The 19116-nt window shown below is 41.2% G+C and carries 21 protein-coding genes and 1 pseudogene; 9 read left to right on the forward strand and 13 right to left on the reverse strand.

Features of this window, described 5'->3' with window-relative positions:
* Window positions 1-454 precede the first annotated feature (454 nt).
* Entirely contained in the window at window positions 455-922 is a 468-nt protein-coding gene (locus KO530_RS18230) for a hypothetical protein (RefSeq protein ID WP_216049894.1), read from the forward strand.
* A gap of 87 nt (window positions 923-1009) precedes the next feature.
* On the opposite strand, the pseudogene KO530_RS22045 reads toward KO530_RS18230, so the two are convergent.
* From KO530_RS22045 to KO530_RS18245, 4 genes and pseudogenes are all read right to left on the reverse strand, one after another.
* Window positions 1010-1117: pseudogene (locus tag KO530_RS22045) on the reverse strand (transposase); the annotation flags it as partial.
* 159 nt (window positions 1118-1276) lie between these two features.
* Window positions 1277-1825: a PEP-CTERM sorting domain-containing protein gene (locus KO530_RS18235; protein ID WP_216049895.1), complete on the reverse strand. Its 549-nt coding sequence runs from the start codon at window positions 1823-1825 to the stop codon at window positions 1277-1279.
* A gap of 312 nt (window positions 1826-2137) precedes the next feature.
* The gene (locus KO530_RS18240) at window positions 2138-2791 is read right to left on the reverse strand and encodes a GntR family transcriptional regulator (protein WP_216049896.1); all 654 of its coding nucleotides are present in this window, start codon (window positions 2789-2791) and stop codon (window positions 2138-2140) included.
* A 5-nt stretch (window positions 2792-2796) separates the two neighbouring features.
* A complete protein-coding gene (locus KO530_RS18245) occupies window positions 2797-3966 on the reverse strand; it encodes a benzoate/H(+) symporter BenE family transporter (protein ID WP_216049897.1) in 1170 nt (389 codons plus the stop codon).
* Window positions 3967-4184: 218 nt separating this feature from the next.
* Between KO530_RS18245 and KO530_RS18250 the strand changes: the two genes are divergently transcribed.
* Together KO530_RS18250 and KO530_RS18255 are read left to right on the forward strand one after the other, a co-directional pair.
* Entirely contained in the window at window positions 4185-4922 is a 738-nt protein-coding gene (locus tag KO530_RS18250; RefSeq protein WP_216049898.1) for a dienelactone hydrolase family protein, read from the forward strand.
* A 139-nt stretch (window positions 4923-5061) separates the two neighbouring features.
* Window positions 5062-6063 (forward strand): prenyltransferase, encoded by a 1002-nt coding sequence (locus tag KO530_RS18255; protein ID WP_216049899.1) that lies wholly within the window; start codon window positions 5062-5064, stop codon window positions 6061-6063.
* Between the two features lie 24 nt (window positions 6064-6087).
* On the opposite strand, the gene frdD is transcribed toward KO530_RS18255, so the two are convergent.
* The 7 genes from frdD to KO530_RS18290 form a co-directional block, all read right to left on the reverse strand.
* Window positions 6088-6480, reverse strand: a complete 393-nt coding sequence (gene frdD / locus KO530_RS18260; protein ID WP_252729365.1) for a fumarate reductase subunit FrdD — start codon at window positions 6478-6480, stop codon at window positions 6088-6090.
* Complete coding sequence (locus KO530_RS18265; RefSeq protein ID WP_216049900.1) at window positions 6477-6860, reverse strand: fumarate reductase subunit C; 384 nt, start codon at window positions 6858-6860, stop codon at window positions 6477-6479. Before KO530_RS18265 ends, frdD begins: the two co-directional genes overlap by 4 nt.
* Window positions 6857-7576, reverse strand: coding sequence for a succinate dehydrogenase/fumarate reductase iron-sulfur subunit (locus KO530_RS18270; RefSeq protein ID WP_216049901.1), 720 nt, complete (start codon window positions 7574-7576; stop codon window positions 6857-6859). Before KO530_RS18270 ends, KO530_RS18265 begins: the two co-directional genes overlap by 4 nt.
* On the reverse strand, window positions 7573-9357 hold the full coding sequence (gene frdA, locus KO530_RS18275) for a fumarate reductase (quinol) flavoprotein subunit (protein ID WP_216049902.1): 1785 nt from the start codon (window positions 9355-9357) through the stop codon (window positions 7573-7575). The genes KO530_RS18270 and frdA overlap by 4 nt, the downstream gene beginning before the upstream one ends.
* Before the next feature lie 247 nt (window positions 9358-9604).
* Window positions 9605-10354, reverse strand: a complete 750-nt coding sequence (locus tag KO530_RS18280; protein ID WP_216049903.1) for an SDR family oxidoreductase — start codon at window positions 10352-10354, stop codon at window positions 9605-9607.
* Between the two features lie 35 nt (window positions 10355-10389).
* Window positions 10390-11091 carry a histidine phosphatase family protein gene (locus KO530_RS18285; protein WP_216049904.1) on the reverse strand — a complete coding sequence of 234 codons (702 nt, stop codon included), beginning with the start codon at window positions 11089-11091 and terminating at the stop codon, window positions 10390-10392.
* Between the two features lie 119 nt (window positions 11092-11210).
* Window positions 11211-12437, reverse strand: coding sequence for an acyl-CoA dehydrogenase family protein (locus KO530_RS18290; protein ID WP_216049905.1), 1227 nt, complete (start codon window positions 12435-12437; stop codon window positions 11211-11213).
* Between the two features lie 184 nt (window positions 12438-12621).
* Here KO530_RS18290 and KO530_RS18295 point away from each other — a divergent pair, with 184 nt between their 5' ends.
* Window positions 12622-13560, forward strand: a complete 939-nt coding sequence (locus KO530_RS18295) for a LysR family transcriptional regulator (RefSeq protein WP_252729366.1) — start codon at window positions 12622-12624, stop codon at window positions 13558-13560.
* A gap of 34 nt (window positions 13561-13594) precedes the next feature.
* Window positions 13595-14731 (forward strand): DNA alkylation repair protein, encoded by a 1137-nt coding sequence (locus tag KO530_RS18300; RefSeq protein WP_216049907.1) that lies wholly within the window; start codon window positions 13595-13597, stop codon window positions 14729-14731.
* Between the two features lie 11 nt (window positions 14732-14742).
* Here the strand turns inward: KO530_RS18300 and KO530_RS18305 are convergent, their stop codons facing one another.
* Together KO530_RS18305 and KO530_RS18310 are read right to left on the reverse strand one after the other, a co-directional pair.
* On the reverse strand, window positions 14743-15054 hold the full coding sequence (locus tag KO530_RS18305) for a DUF3301 domain-containing protein (RefSeq protein WP_216049908.1): 312 nt from the start codon (window positions 15052-15054) through the stop codon (window positions 14743-14745).
* 9 nt (window positions 15055-15063) lie between these two features.
* The gene (locus tag KO530_RS18310) at window positions 15064-16101 is read right to left on the reverse strand and encodes a DUF3549 family protein (RefSeq protein ID WP_216049909.1); all 1038 of its coding nucleotides are present in this window, start codon (window positions 16099-16101) and stop codon (window positions 15064-15066) included.
* Between the two features lie 142 nt (window positions 16102-16243).
* On the opposite strand from KO530_RS18310, the gene KO530_RS18315 reads away from it, so the two are divergent.
* The 4 genes from KO530_RS18315 to KO530_RS18330 all read left to right on the forward strand — a co-directional run bounded on the left by KO530_RS18315 (window position 16244) and on the right by KO530_RS18330 (window position 18565).
* Window positions 16244-16570: a YqcC family protein gene (locus KO530_RS18315; protein WP_289847928.1), complete on the forward strand. Its 327-nt coding sequence runs from the start codon at window positions 16244-16246 to the stop codon at window positions 16568-16570.
* Window positions 16571-16572: 2 nt separating this feature from the next.
* A complete protein-coding gene (gene truC, locus KO530_RS18320) occupies window positions 16573-17328 on the forward strand; it encodes a tRNA pseudouridine(65) synthase TruC (RefSeq protein WP_216049911.1) in 756 nt (251 codons plus the stop codon).
* Window positions 17329-17350: 22 nt separating this feature from the next.
* Window positions 17351-17806, forward strand: coding sequence for a flavodoxin domain-containing protein (locus tag KO530_RS18325; RefSeq protein ID WP_216049912.1), 456 nt, complete (start codon window positions 17351-17353; stop codon window positions 17804-17806).
* 249 nt (window positions 17807-18055) lie between these two features.
* Window positions 18056-18565, forward strand: a complete 510-nt coding sequence (locus KO530_RS18330; RefSeq protein ID WP_216049913.1) for an HD domain-containing protein — start codon at window positions 18056-18058, stop codon at window positions 18563-18565.
* Window positions 18566-19116 lie beyond the last annotated feature (551 nt).

A 19116-nucleotide genomic window follows, 5' to 3' on the forward strand; every position in this document is an offset into this window, starting at 1 on the left:
CAGGCATCTTTTCAGATTGTGGTGATAACAACTTAATATTTTTTAGTGAGTACCAACAAAATACTATAATCGGCTCTTATTTTAGATAAATGCATGCAGCGATTCGGTATCTACGTTGGGTAAGTACTTTTGAGGTGAATTTAGTACGAGGCTAAACCTGCTTCTTAATGCCTGAAATGAAAAGTGATTCAGAAGGGCGTTAAGCCAATGAACTCTTTTGCCGAGGTTTTCGTTTGTATTGCTTTGAAGTGTCTTTTGGTTCTCTAATATGGACATGCATCTTTTTATGAGTATCAACTAAAAGTTGAATTAATCGGATTACGTTACTATGCCTACAAAGATTAAGTTAAGTTTAATTACCATATGTTTCTTTTTTGTTAGTTGTTCCGACAATCAAACGGAAAAAAAGTCGCCATACAATGTTTGCATTTCTACATCTGATAATTCTTGCATAATGAAAGATCTGACTTTCAATAAATTAAAGTTGCAAGTAGGATTTATCGATGATTTTGATATCGAATTGATTACGCCCATTTCAAATGAAAAAAGAGTGGAGGAAATTTCGCCTACTGGTTCAAAGAGAAAGAAAGTATATTATTCTGGAAGTGATTTTGAAATTTTTTATATAGAATATGTTAACAGCAACTATCCATTATTGGCAGATTTAGATGGAGAGCTATATTCAATACTATTAATAGGGGCAAAGAATGTTAATAAAACACGGGACTTGGAAATTGATGGCATCGCAGAAGCAGTAGATATTTTTAAACGAATCTTTCCTAATAGGTCAAGTCCCAATATCGATGTTTTTATTGAAAAAAGTTTTGTTGCTGTTAAGTATGAAAACCAGAGTTTCGTATTAGTCTATAAAGGAGCGACAAAAAACTCTTTGGTTGTAGGTGAGCTTAAATTAAAAGGGTAATGTAAACATAAGTAAGCCTGACATAATGTAGTCTATATATGATTTGAAGTTGCTAACAACGAAAAGCTATCTAACATGGACTGTAGTGGTCAAGTTAAATTGGCCACACAAAAAAGCCCGTCCAACACAGCGGGATACACAATGATAATAAGGGGTATCTGAAAGATTTATTTGTCGCTTCCTTGCCAGTGGCATCACTCACTCCTTGAATTAAACATACTAAAGCATAGTTTATTTAGTTTTCCTTATGGTCCAGTTTGAGGCTGTCCATGCTAATTTTTATGCTAAATGGTAATGATATACTACAAAAAAGCCCGCGAAATGCGGGCTATCAATTAGCGTGATGATATTTATTTAACGTCGACGTCTTGTGATAATCAATCCAAACAAACTAAGTGCCATCAGAGCAATTGTTGAAGGCTCCGGTACAGTAACCTGCGCAGTATCACGAACATAAAAGGTTTCCCAAACACTATTGAGTGAACCAATATCTAATCCATTAGTAATATTGCCTACTGATGCATCATTGAGATCAACATGACTAAAGTTACTCCAGTATTCAGACGCAAACCGGTAAGTAAAATGATCGCTGTAGCTATGAACGGGAGAAACAATAGCACTGCCAATAATAAAATCTGTCCAATCTGGACGGATTGACCAATCTAACTGAGTGGCAAAACGCCATCCTTCATTAGCCCGATAACTAGGAGCATGGATGTTACCTGAACCGAATTCTTCTGTTGCTATTGGGCCGGCATAAACCCAATCCAAACCTGTTGAATTGAAGTTAACGAGTATCACTTCATCAGGAATAACGGTATTAAAATCAATTATCACGGCATTGGCAGCCGTACTAGATAGTAATATTCCAGCAATAAGGACATTTTTGATATATTTAAGCATTTTAGTTCCAAATTATTAATTTTGATTTACAAATATCTAGCTCGAACAAGCAAGAAACGAACCATGCAGGTAAGCTGTTGTTTTTGAGTATGAAAAAATAATTCCCCTGAGATTTTTGTAAAAAATACCGACAAAAATTTAATGGGGTTAATTAGGAGTCAACGGCGCATTGTGTGTGAAATTCAAAGACTGGAAGTAATGCAGGCGGAGCGTATGTTGCTATTTGGGGTAAGCAACTAGGCTATATTCGTTTATGATATTGACGATTGGTACTTATACCGTCAGTATTCTTTAGTAATCAAACTTATTCATTTAATTTTCATTTGTCGATTCCGCCAATAAAAACGCCACTAAGGTTTTTCCGGCATCACTAATGTGGGCTTCTAATAGGCTTTTAGCGTGCTCGGTGTCTTGGTTCTCTATTGCTTTGAGTATGTTGTAGTGGTCTTGTTGGCTGGTTTTCAGATAATTCAGCTGTTGGTTGTGATAACCAATATATCTGCCACATAGTTGATGCAAACTAGCGATAGTATTAAACAGAGTGGGGCGGTTTGCTTGTTCGTAAAGACAGGCATGAAATTGCCAATTCAACTCACCGTGTTCTTCGATGCTTAGCTGTTCTTGAGAATCAATGGCTTGCAAATAGTCGCGGGCTTTGCCGATGGTTTGTTGGTTAAGGTTGGGAATGGCATATTGCAAAATTAGCGGTTCGAGGTATTTTCGCATTAAATATAGATCTTCAGCTTCTGTGGCATTTAACTCGGGGATCATCACCCCACACTTACCACAGCTGGTGAGCCAACCTTCATTTTTCAATCGTTGCAGTACATCTCTAATAGGGATGCGGCTAATATTGTAGCGTTTAGAAAGTGCTTCTTGCTTGAGTGCTTGGGCAATCGGTAGTTTGTTTTCTCTTATATCCAATTTAATTTGATTGTAGAGCATTTGTGCTTGTTGTTTTGTCATCTCAATTACACTCTTTTAGTTAGATGCAGAGCTAACATACCTACCACTATCCCCCAAAATGCAGAGGCGACGCCAAAAAAGCTGATACCCGAGGCTGTCATTAAAAAGGTTAAAACGGCCGCTTCTCTTTCTCTATCATAATCTAATGCGGTTTTTAAACTCGCGGCTATGGCAGTTAGCAGTGCTATCCCTGCTAAACCGGCAATGAGTGCCTGTGGGAACGCGGCAAATAAGCCGACCACCGCAGTCCCTAACACCCCAGCAATTATATTGAATATGCCCACAGATATGCCAGCAATATAGCGTTTATCTGGCGAAGGGTGAGACTCTTCATTGGTACAAATAGCAGCGGTGATGGCGGCGATACTAAAGGTGAAACCACCAAAAGGGGCAAATAAAAGGGTGGTGATCCCCGTGGTGGTGATGATTGGCGAAATGGGTTGTTGCTCGTATCCACTACTCTTTAATATGGCCACGCCAGGCAGGTTTTGTGAGGTCATGGTAATTATAAACAGTGGTAAGCCAATGCCGATCATTGACGCTAAAGAGAAACTTGGTGACACCCAAACAGGTGTGGCAAATTCAAAGGAAAGACTCTGTGTTTCAATGGTTTGATTAAAAATGCAAAAGATTAAGCCAATTAATAATACAAGGGGAATGGCGTATCTTGGAATAAAGCGTTTGGCCAATAAATAAACTACTAACATGGTAATAATTAACGCTGGTTGTTGGTCTATTGCAGCAAATAATCCGAGCCCAAATTGCATTAAAATACCGGCTAACATGGCAGATGCGACAGAAAGCGGGATGAGTTTAACCAGTTTATTAAAAATGCCAGTCACCCCCACTAAGGTAATCAGGACACCCACCATTAGAAAGGTACCTGTTGCGGTGGCTATATCACTATTCATCACAGCTGTTGCCAGTAAGGCGGCACCCGGTGTAGACCAAGCAATAATAAGTGGGCGTTTGTACCAAAGTGATAACCCTAGGGTGCTCAGCCCCATGCCTAATCCTAATGCCCATACCCAAGATTCCAGTTGCTGATTGTTCGCTCCTGATGCAATGGCTGCTTGAAAAACTATCGCCATTGCACTTGCAAACCCGACTAAAACGGCAATGAAGCCGGCAATAAAAGCAGATAAAGAACTGTCTTGAATGATTTTATGAAACATAAATGTATACAAATTTAAAAATGTATACATTTTATACGTGGGTTTTGCTCACAAGGGAAGTTGTATTTCGCACTTTTCGAAAAAATAACGTTATGATTGCTCTACTTCACCTAATCCGTTTTGGTTAGGTGGGGCTCTGAATAAAAAAGGTCTGAATAAACGCGTTATATAAAAACTAGCTAAAAATCATCTGAGCAAAAATAAGGTTGTAAACAATCATGCAAATACAAAAAGAAACCATCGATTTAAACACCGCCACGGGCAAAATGCGTTGTTATATTTATCGTCCATGTGACGAGGGCGTGTATCCGTCGATTATTTTTTATTCAGAGATTTTTCAGCAAACAGCGCCCATAAGTCGATCCGCGGCAATCATGGCCTGCCATGGTTTTGTGGTCATTGTGCCTGAGGTTTTTCATGAGCTTAATCCTGCTGGAACGGTATTAGAATATGACGATATTGGCAAAGATAAAGGTAATGAAGATAAATCCAAAAAACCCTTGATTGATCACGATAGCGATACTCTAGCTATGCTGGATTTTATTCACTCAGCTACTTACTGCTCTAACGCGGTCGGCGCAATGGGAGTATGCATCGGTGGGCATTTGGCCTATCGCGCGGCGCTTAATCCTGCCATTAAAGGTGCTTTTTGTTTATATGCAACAGATATCCACAACAATGCTTTGAGTGCTGAACCGGAACAGCAAAGTCTGGCTAGAATGGCAGATATAAAAGGCGAAATTCACTTCATTTGGGGTAAACAAGACCCTCATGTGCCAAATCAAGGAAGGCTCACCATTTACCAGCAATGCATCGCAACTGGGATTAATTATCAGTGGTGTGAAGTCAATGGTGTGCACGCGTTTATGCGAGACGAAGGTGATCGTTATGACGGTGCTTTAGCTTTACAAATGTATCAACAAGCGGTTGCCTTATTTCAGCGGGTACTGCATTGACGGCTATTTTAGGGTTGTTTTTCGGTTATAAACTTTAGATACTCAAAGGGTACTTTTTTACTATTGTATTGAGCAGTTTCGGTTTGCACCAATACACTGCGCCAACTTTATCAAACTCACAACTCAAAAAGAGATGACAATGTCACAAGCTATATGGATTCAAGCTCTCAGAACAGTGCCTCAGGTTGATAAAACATGCTGGGATGGTTTAAATATATTGACTAAATGGCTGGTGGCGAGCCGCTTTTCAGTCACAATCATGAGTTTTACCTCTGCCATTATTGGCATTTTGTTGGCATTGAGTACTGCTACGGTGGATTTTGGCTTAGCTGTTTTATGTATTATAGGTTTAGTGTTGGCTCATGCTACCAATAACTTGCTGAATGACTACACAGATTCGGCTAGAGGTGTGGACAAAGGAAATTACTTCCGCACCCAATATGGTACTCATGTGTTAGAAAGTGGACTGTTAACCAAAAAGCAGTTGATGGGATACATCTCAGTAACTGGCGCGTTAGCCCTTGCATGTGGGTTTGTCATCATTTATCTGCGCGGCATTGATGTACTGTGGTTACTGCTCGCAGGTGCGTTTTTTGTGCTGTTTTACACTTGGCCGTTGAAAAAACTGGCGTTAGGAGAGTTATCGGTATTAATTGTTTGGGGGCCATTAATGGTAGGGGGCTCTTATTATGTCAGCAGTGGACAGTGGAGCGTAGCAGCCATGTTAATTGGTACTTTGTATGCGTTAGCACCCACGGCTGTTATTTTTGGTAAACATATCGATAAAATGGATATGGATAAAAGCAAAGGCATTTATTCATTACCAGTATTATTAGGTTCTACTTACGCAAGAAAAGCCGTTCAATTTATGTTGTTGTCTCAGTATTTTCTGGCCGCGTATATTTATTTGAGTGGTTATATTGGTATCAGTATTTTGGTCTTGTTATTGGCCGTACCTACCCTTATCCACACATTCAAAGTGTTTAATCACGAGCGGCCAACTAGCATGCCTGATGGCTTTCGAAAAGAAGTCTGGCCGCTATGGTTTGCGCCTAACGCGTTTCAATATACACGTAAGTTCAGTTTGTTTTTCTTAGTGATGTTAATACTTGAAAATATTATTGCGGGTTTCAATTTATAAGCGATTAGACCTAAAAAAAGGCCCTTAAGCAATCACACCCGTTAGCCAAATTCCAAGGGTTAACACGCCTATTAAACTGGCAACACCATAACAAATCACTTTGATGAGTCCATGGTGTTGCACTTTTAGGTCGTGTAAACCGTGGCGAATCCGGTGCGCTGCATGGAAGCTTGGCAAAATGATAAAGGCGCCGCTAAACATCAGTCCCCAAAAACTGAAAAACCAATTATGAGCTTGCGAATAGCTAAATTCGATCAGTCCTATAGGTTGCAGTAGACCGAAAAATAGGATTGCCGCGGGAATAAATACTGCAAAACAAACACCGCCAGCGCTGAATAATGCCCACCACACAGGTTCACTACTGCGCTGGGGTTTTGAAGAGGTATTTGTCTCTTTCATAGGTGTTTGAACATTCATAAACTTCCCCAAAATAACCAGCTAAATAAAACGATGACTGATAGTACGCCAGCCCATTGCCCTGCTATTAACAAATTGGCTGGTACGCTTATTTGACCAATACGAATCGGCATGACTCTCGGAAATAACTGAAAGAACGTCCATGCGTGGAATAGACTGGCAAACAAGGCTAATGCGTTTAGGGCTAGCACCCAAGGTTGGCCCATTGCGGTTTGCCAGTTGGTCCATTGACTTTCACCTTGCCATAAACAGTAAACGCCAGAGACTAAACACAAGATAAAAAACGTGAGGGGCAATACTGTCGCTTCGCGCAACATATAAGCTTTAAACTCATTGTGTTTTAACCACCAGGTTCGAGAAAGCGTTGTGCGATAAGTCATAAATTCCCCTTAAATAATTGGATAATCATGTCTTTAGCTGATTCAACTTTGGATTGATTGACTGCTGCCGCGGGATCTACATTTTTCGGACAGACTTTTGAACAAAAGCCGACGAAGGTGCAGCTCCACGCGCCTTCCTCGGTATTCAATAAAGGCATTCGTTGCGCTTTTCCATGATCACGACTATCTAGGTTATAACGATGTGCTAGGGTAATCGCTGCAGGCCCTAAAAATTCAGGATTTAAGCCAAATTGTGGGCAGGCCGCGTAACATAGTCCACAGTTGATACAATCGGAAAACTGCTGGTATTTGGCCATTTGCGCGGGCGTTTGTCGGTTCGCTTCAGTGGGGTTTTTATCATCGGCAATAAGATAGGGTTTGACCGCTTCTAGGTGAGTTAAAAACGCATCCATATCCACTATTAAGTCCCGCTCTACCGGCAAATGGGCTAGCGGTTCTATGACTACTTCGTCGTGGTAGTCACGTAAAAATACTTTGCAGCCTAGTTTCGGAACACCGTTGACCATAAGTCCGCATGAGCCACAAATCGCCATTCTACAAGACCAACGAAAGCTCAATGAAGGATCTAGCTCTTCCTTGATGTAATTGAGGGCATCAAGCACCGAAGTGCTGTCGTCAACGGGAACGTTAAATTGTTGAACAAAAGGGCTTTGAGATGTTTCTGGTAGATAGCGAGCTATACTGATCGTTTTCATGATGAGACTCCTTTGCCTGCATCACCATAGGCTCTTGCTGCTGGTGGTAATAACGAAATATCAACCGGCTGCCAAGCTAAATGCGCATCACCATTGGCTTGATAATAAACCAGACTATGTTGTAAATACTGCTCATCGTCACGCTGGGTGCAACCTTCATCAAGGCGCTGGTGAGCACCTCTAGATTCACGGCGCAATAACGCCGCTAAGCAGGTTGCTTCAGCCACATCTATACCAAACCCAAGCTCGATACACTGCAATAGCTCGGTATTGTAGCCAAGGCTTTTATCTGCGATTGTTATTTGTTGATAGCGTGTTTTGAGCTCTCGGATGGTGTTCAACGTTTGCTGTAATCCTGCTTGATCGCGATAAATTCCACAGCCTTGTTCCATGGTTTTTAATAACTCCCGTTTTATCGCTACCCAACTTTCTCGACCTGGTTGATTACGCAATGTGGTTATACGTTGTTGTTGAACTTCAAACTGAGCTTCTAAATCAGCTGAGGGCGTGAGTTCTCGCTGTTGACTAAATGCTACCGCTTGCTCGCCGGCTAGACGGCCAAATACCAATAACTCACTGAGCGAATTGGAACCTAAGCGGTTAGCCCCATGCAGGCCAACCGAAGCACATTCTCCGGCGGCAAAGAGTCCTTTTATTGAGGTTTCACACTTGGCATTGGTGGTGATCCCGCCCATGGTGTAATGCACCGCAGGGCGCACCGGTATAGGCTCCTTGACTGGGTCTACATTGACATAGGATTTTGCCAGCTCACATATAAAGGGAAGGCGTTCGTGTAAGTAGGCTTTTCCGAGGTGCCGTAAATCAAGATAGACAACGTCACTGTCGCCGAAGCGGCCAGTACGTCCTGCCTGTTGTTCATGCCAAAACGCCTGTGACAGTTTGTCTCTAGGCCCCAGTTCCATGTATTTATTTTTAGGCTCACCTACAGGTGTTTCCGGACCTAAACCGTAATCTTGCAGGTAACGGTAGCCCTGTTTGTTGAGCATTAAGCCACCTTCACCACGTGAGGCTTCAGTAATCAGTATTCCTGAACCTGGCAGGCCGGTGGGATGGTATTGCACAAATTCCATGTCGCGCAGCGCCACACCATGACGATAGGCCAGTGCCATACCATCACCGGTTACAATGCCACCATTGGTGTTGAAGCGAAATAGTCTTCCTGCACCACCGGTTGCCAAAATAACCGATTTAGCTCGAATAAAATGCAATTCACCTGTGGCGATTTCCAAGGCGACAATGCCCGAAATTTGTTCATCATTGACTAACAAATCGAGCACAAAAAATTCGTCTAGACGCTGGATTTGATTAAAGCGTAAGGAGGTTTGAAATAACGTATGTAACATGTGGAAGCCGGTTTTATCGGCTGCAAACCAAGTGCGTTCTATTTTCATGCCGCCAAAGCGACGAACTTGCACTGAACCATCTTTTCTGCGGCTCCAAGGGCAACCCCAGTGTTCCAATTGCACTAATTCTTGATGAGCATGGCGCACGAAGTAATCGACTACAGATTGCTCTGCTAACCAGTCACCACCTGCGACAGTGTCTTCAATGTGCGCGGCAAAACTATCATCTTCACGGGTAACGGCCGCTGCTCCACCTTCTGCCGCAACAGTGTGCGAGCGCATAGGATAAACTTTGGAAACTAAACCGATACTTAAATTAAGGCCGGCTGCTTGTGCCTGCTCAGCTGCAGCAATACTGGCTCGTAACCCCGCACCGCCACCTCCAACGATAAGTACATCATAATCTTGGTATTTCATTTGGTCCCATTCCCTATAGATTTGTTATCCAACCCAAAACAAGTATTCGCTAAAAGGTGATATCTCTAGGTAGATAATATAACCATAAATAAACTGTGGTTAATACTGTTAAACGACTAAATAATGACCTTGATCAATTAATTTTATTTAGTGGTCTTGTTTAGGGGCATTATGTGGGGGAGGAGACTGGGTGTTTTTGGCAGACCGCGATCATAATGAACAAAGCAAGCCATAGCTTGCTCGTTGTTTAACTCATTTTCTTTAACCAGCTCAGTGGAGCTATGCTCAAAATTGGCCGAATGACTGCCCAAGGCCATTTAGGCACGTAGCTGTTTGCGCCTTCTTTTTCTATCTCTTTGATAATTGCTTTACAGCCGGTTTCTGTATCTACAATAAAGGGGACTTTTTTAACTTTTTCGTTAATTTCACTTTTGATAAAACCAGGGTGTACGGTGGATACTTTAATGGGGGTATCCAAAACGTCAATTCTGATTCCTTCAGTGAGTGAACTTAGTCCGGCTTTGGTGGCGGCATAAACGTTCATCGCTCTTCGTGCTCCACGAATCGCGCTTATCGATGAAATGGTCACTAAATGGCCGCTATTCTGCTGTCTGAATATTGCCATTGCAGCTTCACACTGTGCTAATGCCGAAACGAAATTGGTGATGGCTGTCTGCTTATTGGCGTGAAAGTATCCCGTACCTATGGCAGCTCCTTTTCCCATTCCTGCATTAACAATCACTCTGTCTAATTGTCCCAATTCTTGATGAAACTCGTTGAATACTTCGAATACCTGTTCATGGTTGTCTACGTCTAGCGATTTGATTGAGACGGTGATATTTGGGTTGATACTGAGTAGTTCTTGTTTTAATGCTTCTAATCGCTCAATACGGCGAGCGCAAAGTGCCAAATTTCGGTTCATTTTGGCAAATTCAATGGCCATGCCTTTACCTAAGCCTGAGCTGGCGCCGGTAATTAATATGTTTTTTCTGCTCATAATTGGCCTATGTTTTTGAGTTTCATGATTAAAAATTATTTATAGGTGATTAAAGATTTATGTTGACCTTCGAAATGACTATGGTCGTTTAAGGTAGACAAAAATACTCTAGATTGGGTATTTACTAACTTAGTAATACCGCAGTTTACCAAGGTCCAATTTACTTGCATTACATTGCTTGGCGGGATTCCTAACAAATATTGACTAACCACCGAAATCGGTCCACCGGAGGTGAAAACCGCTACTTTTTTGGCACCTTTTGCGTTGTTAATCACATTTTCTAACGCACCTTTTATGCGATTCAGGTATCGCTCCCATGACTCGACATATTCCTCACAGTGTTGGCCTGACATCCAGCGATTCATGGCGTCGTTGAATAATTTCTCAAAGGCTGCTTTTGGATTGTTTTGGGTTAATAACCAGTTTTTAACGGAAGGTGCATCAGTAAACTCCGGCCCCATTTGGGCAATTATGTCGTTATGATCGTATTCATTCCAATTGGCATCGAAATTCCAATTCGATTCATCAACTACGGATGACATCCCAGACAAACAATTTTGTAAGGTTTGTTTATGCCGTAACATACTGCCTAAAAACACCTTATCAAAGTCGCCTATCCGAGTCTGTAATGAATTACCTAACAGCTTAGCTTGCTGATGTCCGACATCCGAAAGCTTATCGTAATTTTGTTGGCCAAAAGAGGCTTGGCCATGTCTAATTAAATAAATGGCTGTCAAATTTTATCCTATTAAATCGTTGTTCAAAGCATCAAATAAGCTTGATGGTATCATCAAGCTTATAGCCTAGTGTATTCCCTTAGTATCTTAGATACTTACATTAACCAAGTAGGACAAGCTTACTTGTTCAAGTACTTTTTAAGCTCAATGCGAGTCACCATACCCTGATGCACTTCATCTGGACCGTCTGCAAGTCTGAGTGAACGAGCCCCGGCAGCAAAACGCGCAAGAGGGAAGTCACTGCACATGCCTGCACCACCATGAAACTGGATGGCCATATCAACAACATTTTGCAGCATTCTAGGCACAACCACTTTTATCGCTGATATCTCTGTCATGGCATTCTTTACGCCCACAGCATCTATTTTCCACGCTGCATTTAAGGTTAGCAGGCGAGCTTGATCTATTGCCATGCGTGCTTCTGCAATGCGTTCTTGGTTGCCTCCCAATTTTATAATTGGTTTTCCAAATGCTTGACGTGACTGTCCACGTAAAATGGCCAGCTCAAGGGCTTTTTCCGCCATACCGATAGCGCGCATGCAGTGATGTATGCGGCCAGGACCAAGTCTACCTTGGGCAATAGCAAAACCTTTACCCATGCCCATGATGATATTTTCTTTGGGTACGCGAACATTGGTAAAGTGCATTTCACCATGACCATAAGGAGCATCGTAATCGCCATAAGCGGTTAGCATGCGTTTAATTTCGATGCCTTTAGTATCAAGGGGAACCAATACCATGCTGTGTTGGGCATGCCGGTCATTTTCAGGATTGGATAAGCCCATAAAGACCGTAACTTTGGCATTAGGATGGCCTAAGCCGGTGCTCCACCATTTTTTACCATTAATTACCGCTTCGTCACCGTCTAGCTCTATGGTCGCCGCCATATTGGTTGCATCCGAAGACGCCACTTCAGGCTCAGTCATGCCAAAAACAGAGCGGATTTCGCCAGCTAACAAAGGAGTTAGCCATTTTTGTTTTTGTGCCTCAGAACCAAAATGGTAAAGTACTTCCATATTGCCCGTGTCTGGAGCATTACAGTTAAAAATTTCAGGGGAGAAGGGGACTCGGCCCATTTCTTCAGCTAAGGGAGCGTATTCTAAGCAGCTCAGTCCTTTGCCTAATTTATCGTCCGGTAGAAATAAATTCCAAAGCCCTTGTTTTTTAGCTTCTTTTTTTAAGTTTTCAACATCCGGGTGAAGCTTCCAGTTTTTCCAATCACCAGCGGGATTCATTTCTTCCATTTCCGCGTAGATCTTGCTCTCGATGGGATAAATGTGTTCTTGCATAAAGGCTTTTAGGCGAGCAAGGTAATCTTGTGCTTTTTGACTGTGTTCGAAATGCATAATTGTCTCCGAATAATTAACGTGTTTATCTAGCATAAACACTGTTGCCATCTGAATGAAATGAAATATACTTAATTGGTTGTATGAATTTAATTCATGGTGGAGTGTGGCGGAAATAAAGCAAATTCAAAGGTTAGACTTAAATCTACTGAAAGTATTTGAAAGTCTGTATCTGGAACAAAATATGACAAGAACAGCCGATAGGTTGAATATCACGCCTTCAGCAGTGAGTCATGCGGTTAAAAGATTACGTGATTGTTTGCAAGATCCCTTGTTCGAACGAAGCCAAAATAAAATGATGCCAACCCCCGCATGTAAACGAATGGCGCCGTTAATTATTGATAACTTGAGCCGTCTGAGACAAATTTTGCAGCAGTGGGGGGAGTTTGATCCACTCACCAGTGAACATCACTTTCGCATTGCTATGCATGATGCCCTTGAGCCCACCATTTTACCGAGTATTGCCAAAATACTGTTTGAAAAAGCGCCGAATATTACTTTTGCCAGTGTGAAAGTAGAACGTAATCAGCTGTCCAAAGCGTTAACCTCAGGACAGTTTGATTTGGCCTTTGATATTGCGATGCCACTCAAGCCGCCGATTCGTCATGAAAACGTTCGCAATGATAAATTTATGATTTTGATGGACAGGCTGCACCCCTTGTTTACATCTAATCATATTGATAGCTCTAAGGTGAATAGCGCTGAGGTTAGTAGGGTCGAACTAGATGGCCACGGTCAGGATAGCCTGTTAAAACAGCGTATCAGTCAAGAACAATACTTTTCGGCTGAGCACATTAGCGTTTCACATCGTCCAACCGGAGCCGTTTTAGAAGATTTTATGTTTCAAGAACAAGGTTTTACTCGGCAGGTGTCGGTGCGTTGTCAGAATTATTATGCTGCCAAGGAGATACTTAAAGGGTCGCCATTTTTGTTAACACTGCCTAGTTCTATAGGCGCTCGTTTACTGGACAGTAGTTTGGTATCAGTGGCGGTGCCATTTGACATGCCGCTTATTTCTACCCACATGTATTGGCACCAAAATACAGAAGATGACTTAGCTCTGCGCTGGTTTCGAGAAGCGGTGCATAAAATAATGGTCGATAATAATCAACCTTTAGCCTAAATCCGTAAACATAAACACATAGCTTGGATGAGTCATGCCTGAACCCCTGAAAAATTTATTTAACAATGATCTCATTGCGCATATGGCCAATCATTTTTCAGCGCATTTTGAGGCATTCGATTGTGCGCTTTTTATCGAAGTTGCATCGAAAAATTTGGCCCATTTAGAATTGAAACAACGTTCGAACCAGATCATGCAGGCGATGAAAGATACTTTACCCGATGACTTCGAACATGCCGCTCAGATTATGCGCAAAAGCTTAGCCGCCGAACATAATAGTGATTTATCTGAAAATTCTGACTTGTTACTAGGGTTAAACGGCTGGGCGATAATGCCGATGGCTGAATATGTAGGGGTTTATGGGCAAGAGAACTTTGACACGTCAATGGCGTTATTCCATGCCTTTACGCAACGATTTACGTCGGAGTTTGGTATACGTCACTTTTTGTTGAGCAAACCTGAAAGGACGCTTAGCAAATTAGTTGAATGGTGTGAAGATGAGAGTCACCATGTTCGACGACTAGCCTCTGAAGGCTGTCGGCCGCGTTTACCATGGGGGATGCAACTGCCTATCTTTATTCAAAACCCGCAACCAATAATTGGCTTAGTAGAAAAATTAAAAGACGACAAAGAAGAGTACGTTCGTCGTTCTGTGGCAAATAATTTAAATGATATTGCCAAAGACCATTCAGATTTAGTGGCTACTACGTTGAAAATATGGAGTGAAGGTGCAAATCACAACCGCAAAAAACTCATTCGCCATGCAGGCAGAACCTTGCTTAAACAGGGGCATCCAATAGCGTTGCAAAATCTTGGGTATTTTCCCCCTAAATTGAAATTTGTGAAATTAGAAGTTGAGCAGAATCTAGTTGAATTTGGCTCAAAACTGCATTTTTCGCTGCATTTAGACGGGCAATCGGTAAAAGAACAATTGTTAATGATTGATTTTGCAATCCATCATCAAAAAGCGAATGGTGAACTAAAAGCCAAAGTATTTAAATGGAAAAGTATCACCCTTGAACATGGACAGCCATTGTTACTGGCTAAATCTCATCCTTTTAAGGCGATAACCACCCGAAGGTATTACCCAGGAATTCACAAAATCGAAGTGATAATTAACGGGGTGAGTGTTGCGCTGAAAAGTTTTGAACTAAAAATGGATACCCAGTAGGGGCTCGATTGTTAACTTATTCTATAAGCAGGTACATTCACATCATCTACGCTAACTCCGCGCATTTTCAGTAAACCTAAGTAACGTTCTTCGCCAGTGCTGGAAAATTCAAAAGAAAATTCGGTATACCAATCTAGTTTAGCCTTGTGAAAAATCACTTTGGTTTTGCTTCGCGCAATACTAATTAATTGCAGGCCGTTTATTTCGCAATATTTTTCTAAATAGACTTTCGCTTGTTCTGAAATGCCACGTATCCGCCAAAACTGAAACGCTATCGCTGCGATAATGAATAGAACTAAAATATCTGTGAGATTAAAATTCATTCATTAATCCTAATTTTTATGGGCTGAAAATAGATGCCCGACGGCTATAGATAAGGTTTCAGATTTATTTGGATTTCGTAACATTTGTAACACTTGCTCGCGCAATTCGGGCAATTGTACTAAGTCTTGAAAAATTCCCATAAATAAATCGAAATTGGGATCTGCTTCAGCCACTTTTTCAAAAAAACTAAGTAACTGATTCTGGTTATTCAAATAATGCCAAAGGCGACCTGAAATAATCACCAAGATATTGTGACTATTGGTCATCTCACTCTCTAATACTTTATTAATGGTTGCCGCCACTTGATCTAAGTTAGTTGTCTGCGACAAGGCGCGTAAGCCGTGCTGCCACTTTATTTCATCTTCTGAATGTTGCTTCATCCACGACAAAATGGTTAGCACGCAAGTATCAGGTAGGGGGTAATTCTCCATACTGATCAGTAATTGATACTGCACTTGCTCCGGGAAGTGGGAAAAATGTCGGCATATATTGCTGTGTATTTCTGGTGAGTCTATATCGGCCACTAAATCTGCTAAACCTTGCAGCGCGATACTCTGCCAATCAATCACCATTGGTGAGCTAATATATGCTTTGGCTGCTTCAAAATACTGTGATTTCCCTAAAGATAAAACGCCTCTACTTTTGCTGTTGAAATCCGCTATTTGATTTTGATTAGGAATAAACGAGTAGGGGTTATCAGGTAGTTGACCATTTTTTTTGTCGGCGTTTTCTAATTCAGCGCCTAAAGCATCGACAATTATCTGTAAAAAGTGATTGCGGCAGGCGCTAACAATCAGTCCGTTTTCATCTGTGGGTAACTTCACAAACCATATATACTGTTGCTCGGAGCGGGTTTTATCCCAAAAAACAATTCCAAACCAAGCGTGCTGTGCTCTGGTGTAAGCGGGCTTAATTTGACCATTTTCTTGTTCTAAAAATTGTTGACTAGGAATCTCTCGAATGGTTCTTCCCATATCGAATACGCGATAATCAGTACCTGCGTGGAGTAAAAATTCACTAATAGAAGAAATTTCGTGCTTGCTCATAATCAGTTTAGGGTAATATGTTGAGTGTGCTAAATGTGAAGTTGCAGAGTATATCTTTTTGTGTGGCTATTAAAAAGAAATCACAAATAAATAAGCGACTCAAAATGATTAACCCGTCTAAGGTAGTGCCAAATCAATCGTCATGACAATCCTGCATAATGAATTATTCAAGCATCTAGTGAATTTAGAAATCCTAATGCAACAAGAGCAACTTTGGTCGGATAGTGCGCCCACACAAGAAGCGTTAAATAGTGAACTACCATTTGCGGTTGATACACTCAAAATAGAGCAGTGGTTGCAGTTTGTATTCATTCCCAAAATGAAAATACTAATTGAAACGGGTCAGCCGTTACCTGCATCTATTGCCATTTCTCCAGTGATTCAAATCACACTGAGCAAAGAAACCTTTCCTTTGATCATTGACGCTGTTAAAAAAATAGATTTATTGTTTGATGAAGGTAAGTCGTAGTCATGAGTTTGAGCATTTTATATCAAGATGAATACATAGTAGCAATTGATAAGCCTGCCGGGTTATTAGTCCATCGCAGTATGATTGATCGCCATGAAACACAGTTTGCTATGCAATTACTTCGTGATCAGCTAGGCCAGCATGTTTTTCCTGTTCATCGTCTTGATAAGCCCACTTCGGGGGTGCTGTTATTTGCTTTATCATCAGACATTGCGAGAATCTTAACCGAACAATTCACCCACAAACACATCGCTAAAACATACTTTGCAATTGTGCGTGGATACTGTCCTGATAGCGGCAGAATTGATTATCCACTAAAAGAAAAATTGGACAAAATTGCTGATAAAAAAGCGCGACAGGACAAACCTGCGCAAGATGCTATTACCGACTATCAATGTTTGCACAAATTTGAGTTACCCTTTGCAGTTGGTCGATATCAAACTGCTCGTTATTCACTCGTTAAACTGCATCCTTTGACTGGCCGAAAACATCAGTTACGTAGGCATATGGCGCATATTCGTCACCCGATAGTTGGCGATACTACACATGGCGATGGCAAGCAAAACGCGTTTATAAGGGACCAATTTGGCTTGGCAGGTTTAGGATTAACCTGCAGTGAAATGATTATTACTCATCCAATAACACAAAATACGCTGAAAATTAGCTGTCAATTTGATATAAGAATGAAAGCTATAATTGAACAATGGGGCCTAGACCTCAATCAACTACAACAACTAACTAACCTGAATGGAAGTTAGTCAATCTGAGGAACATTATACAATGGTAGACGTGGGAATTTTTGTGGGCTCTGTATACGGTAATGCTCAGCATGTTGCAGAGCAAGTAGAGGAAATGTTAGCCGAAAAGGGACACAATGTAGAACTCTTTATTGATGGAACCTTAGATAATTTTAAACAAACCAAATCAGTGATTTTTATCAGCTCAACAACCGGGCAAGGGGACTTACCACCGAACTTAGAGTTTTTGATCATGGATATGAAAGACACTATGCCATTGATGGATCAAAAACCCTTTGCCGTTGTTGGCTTAGGTGATAGTAGTTACAGTGATAGCTTTTGTGGCGCGGGTAAGCAAATATTTGAGGTGCTTGTTGAGCTTCAAGGGCAACCGGTCGCCGATCTTTTCATTGTAGATGTTATGGAAACTTTAGAGCCTGAAGCAGAGGTTTTACCTTGGATAGAAAGTATTTTGCCGAAACTTATAGCTTCCCAGTAATACTGTAATAATCCCAATCCTAGAGAAATACGCACAATTAAAGGTAACTGGAATTTTTAAGCAAATTTAAAAAATTCCAGATTATCTTTGTATATCTAAAGCCAAGGCTTCCCTGTAAACATTGATTTAATCAGAGCGCTTTCTTTTTAAGCAAAAATAGCCGTATACTAAATTTCAGCTCTATTGGTTTAATTTTGTTACAAAGAGCGAGTTGTATCGCTAACTTTGCTGGGGGGACATTTAGTATTTATGCTGAAAGAAAAAGTTAAAGCGCGAGAGTTTGCAGTTAAGTCACATGGTGACCAAAAATATGGCAAACATCCTTATTCGTATCATTTAGACGAAGTTGCTGAAAAAGCGAAGGCCTTTGGCGAAGATGCTGAAGTGATCGCTTATTTGCACGATGTGGTAGAAGATACCTCGACAACCATCGAAGAGATCGAAGAAAAGTTTGGTAAACTAATTGCTAGCTGTGTTGCAATTGTCACCGATGAAAAAGGCCGGAATCGGCAAGAACGTAAAAAGAAAACCTATCAGAAGATGGCTAAGGTTTCTGGCGAAACTGAACTTGCGCTGATTGTAAAAGTATGTGACCGCCTATCAAATGTAAAAACCAGCTTAAAAGATCAGAATTCAAGAATGTTAATTGTTTATCGTGGTGAGCACCCCGTTTTTCGTGCATCCGCATATCGCCAAGGTCTGTGTGATGAATTGTGGGAAGAACTCGACAAATTACTAGAAACACCCAGCGAAAATTAACCCAGAGTATCGTCTTAAATCTGCTTGTTTTGTGCTTATGTTTAGTACTTTAAACATGCCTGTCCATGTAAATGGCTAATCTGCCTGTCCACGTAAATTCACGTTTATCATGGGTGTCCATGTAAATCGCTAATCATGCCTGTCCATGTAAATCGCTATCGTCTTAAATCTGCTTGTTTTGTGCTTATGTTTAGTACTTTAAACATGCCTGTCCATGTAAATGCGCTTTAAACATGCCTGTCCATGTAAATGGCTAATCTGCCTGTCCACGTAAATTCACGTTTATCATGGGTGTCCATGTAAATCTTAAATCTGCTTGTTTTGTGCTTATGTTTAGTACTTTAAACATGGCCGTCCATGTAAATCCGTAAACTCAATATATATGCCTGTCATGTAAATCATGCCTGTCCATGTAAATGGCTTTTATCATGGGTGTCCATGTAAATCGTCCCGCATATCGATGGATGTCCAAGTAAATCGGGGGACAAAAAAGGGGAAGGTGATTTTGAAAAAGTATAAAAAAACCCTGTAAAACATGGTGTTTACAGGGT

This window comes from Aliiglaciecola lipolytica (assembly GCF_018860635.1).
Classification (GTDB): domain Bacteria; phylum Pseudomonadota; class Gammaproteobacteria; order Enterobacterales; family Alteromonadaceae; genus Aliiglaciecola; species Aliiglaciecola lipolytica_A.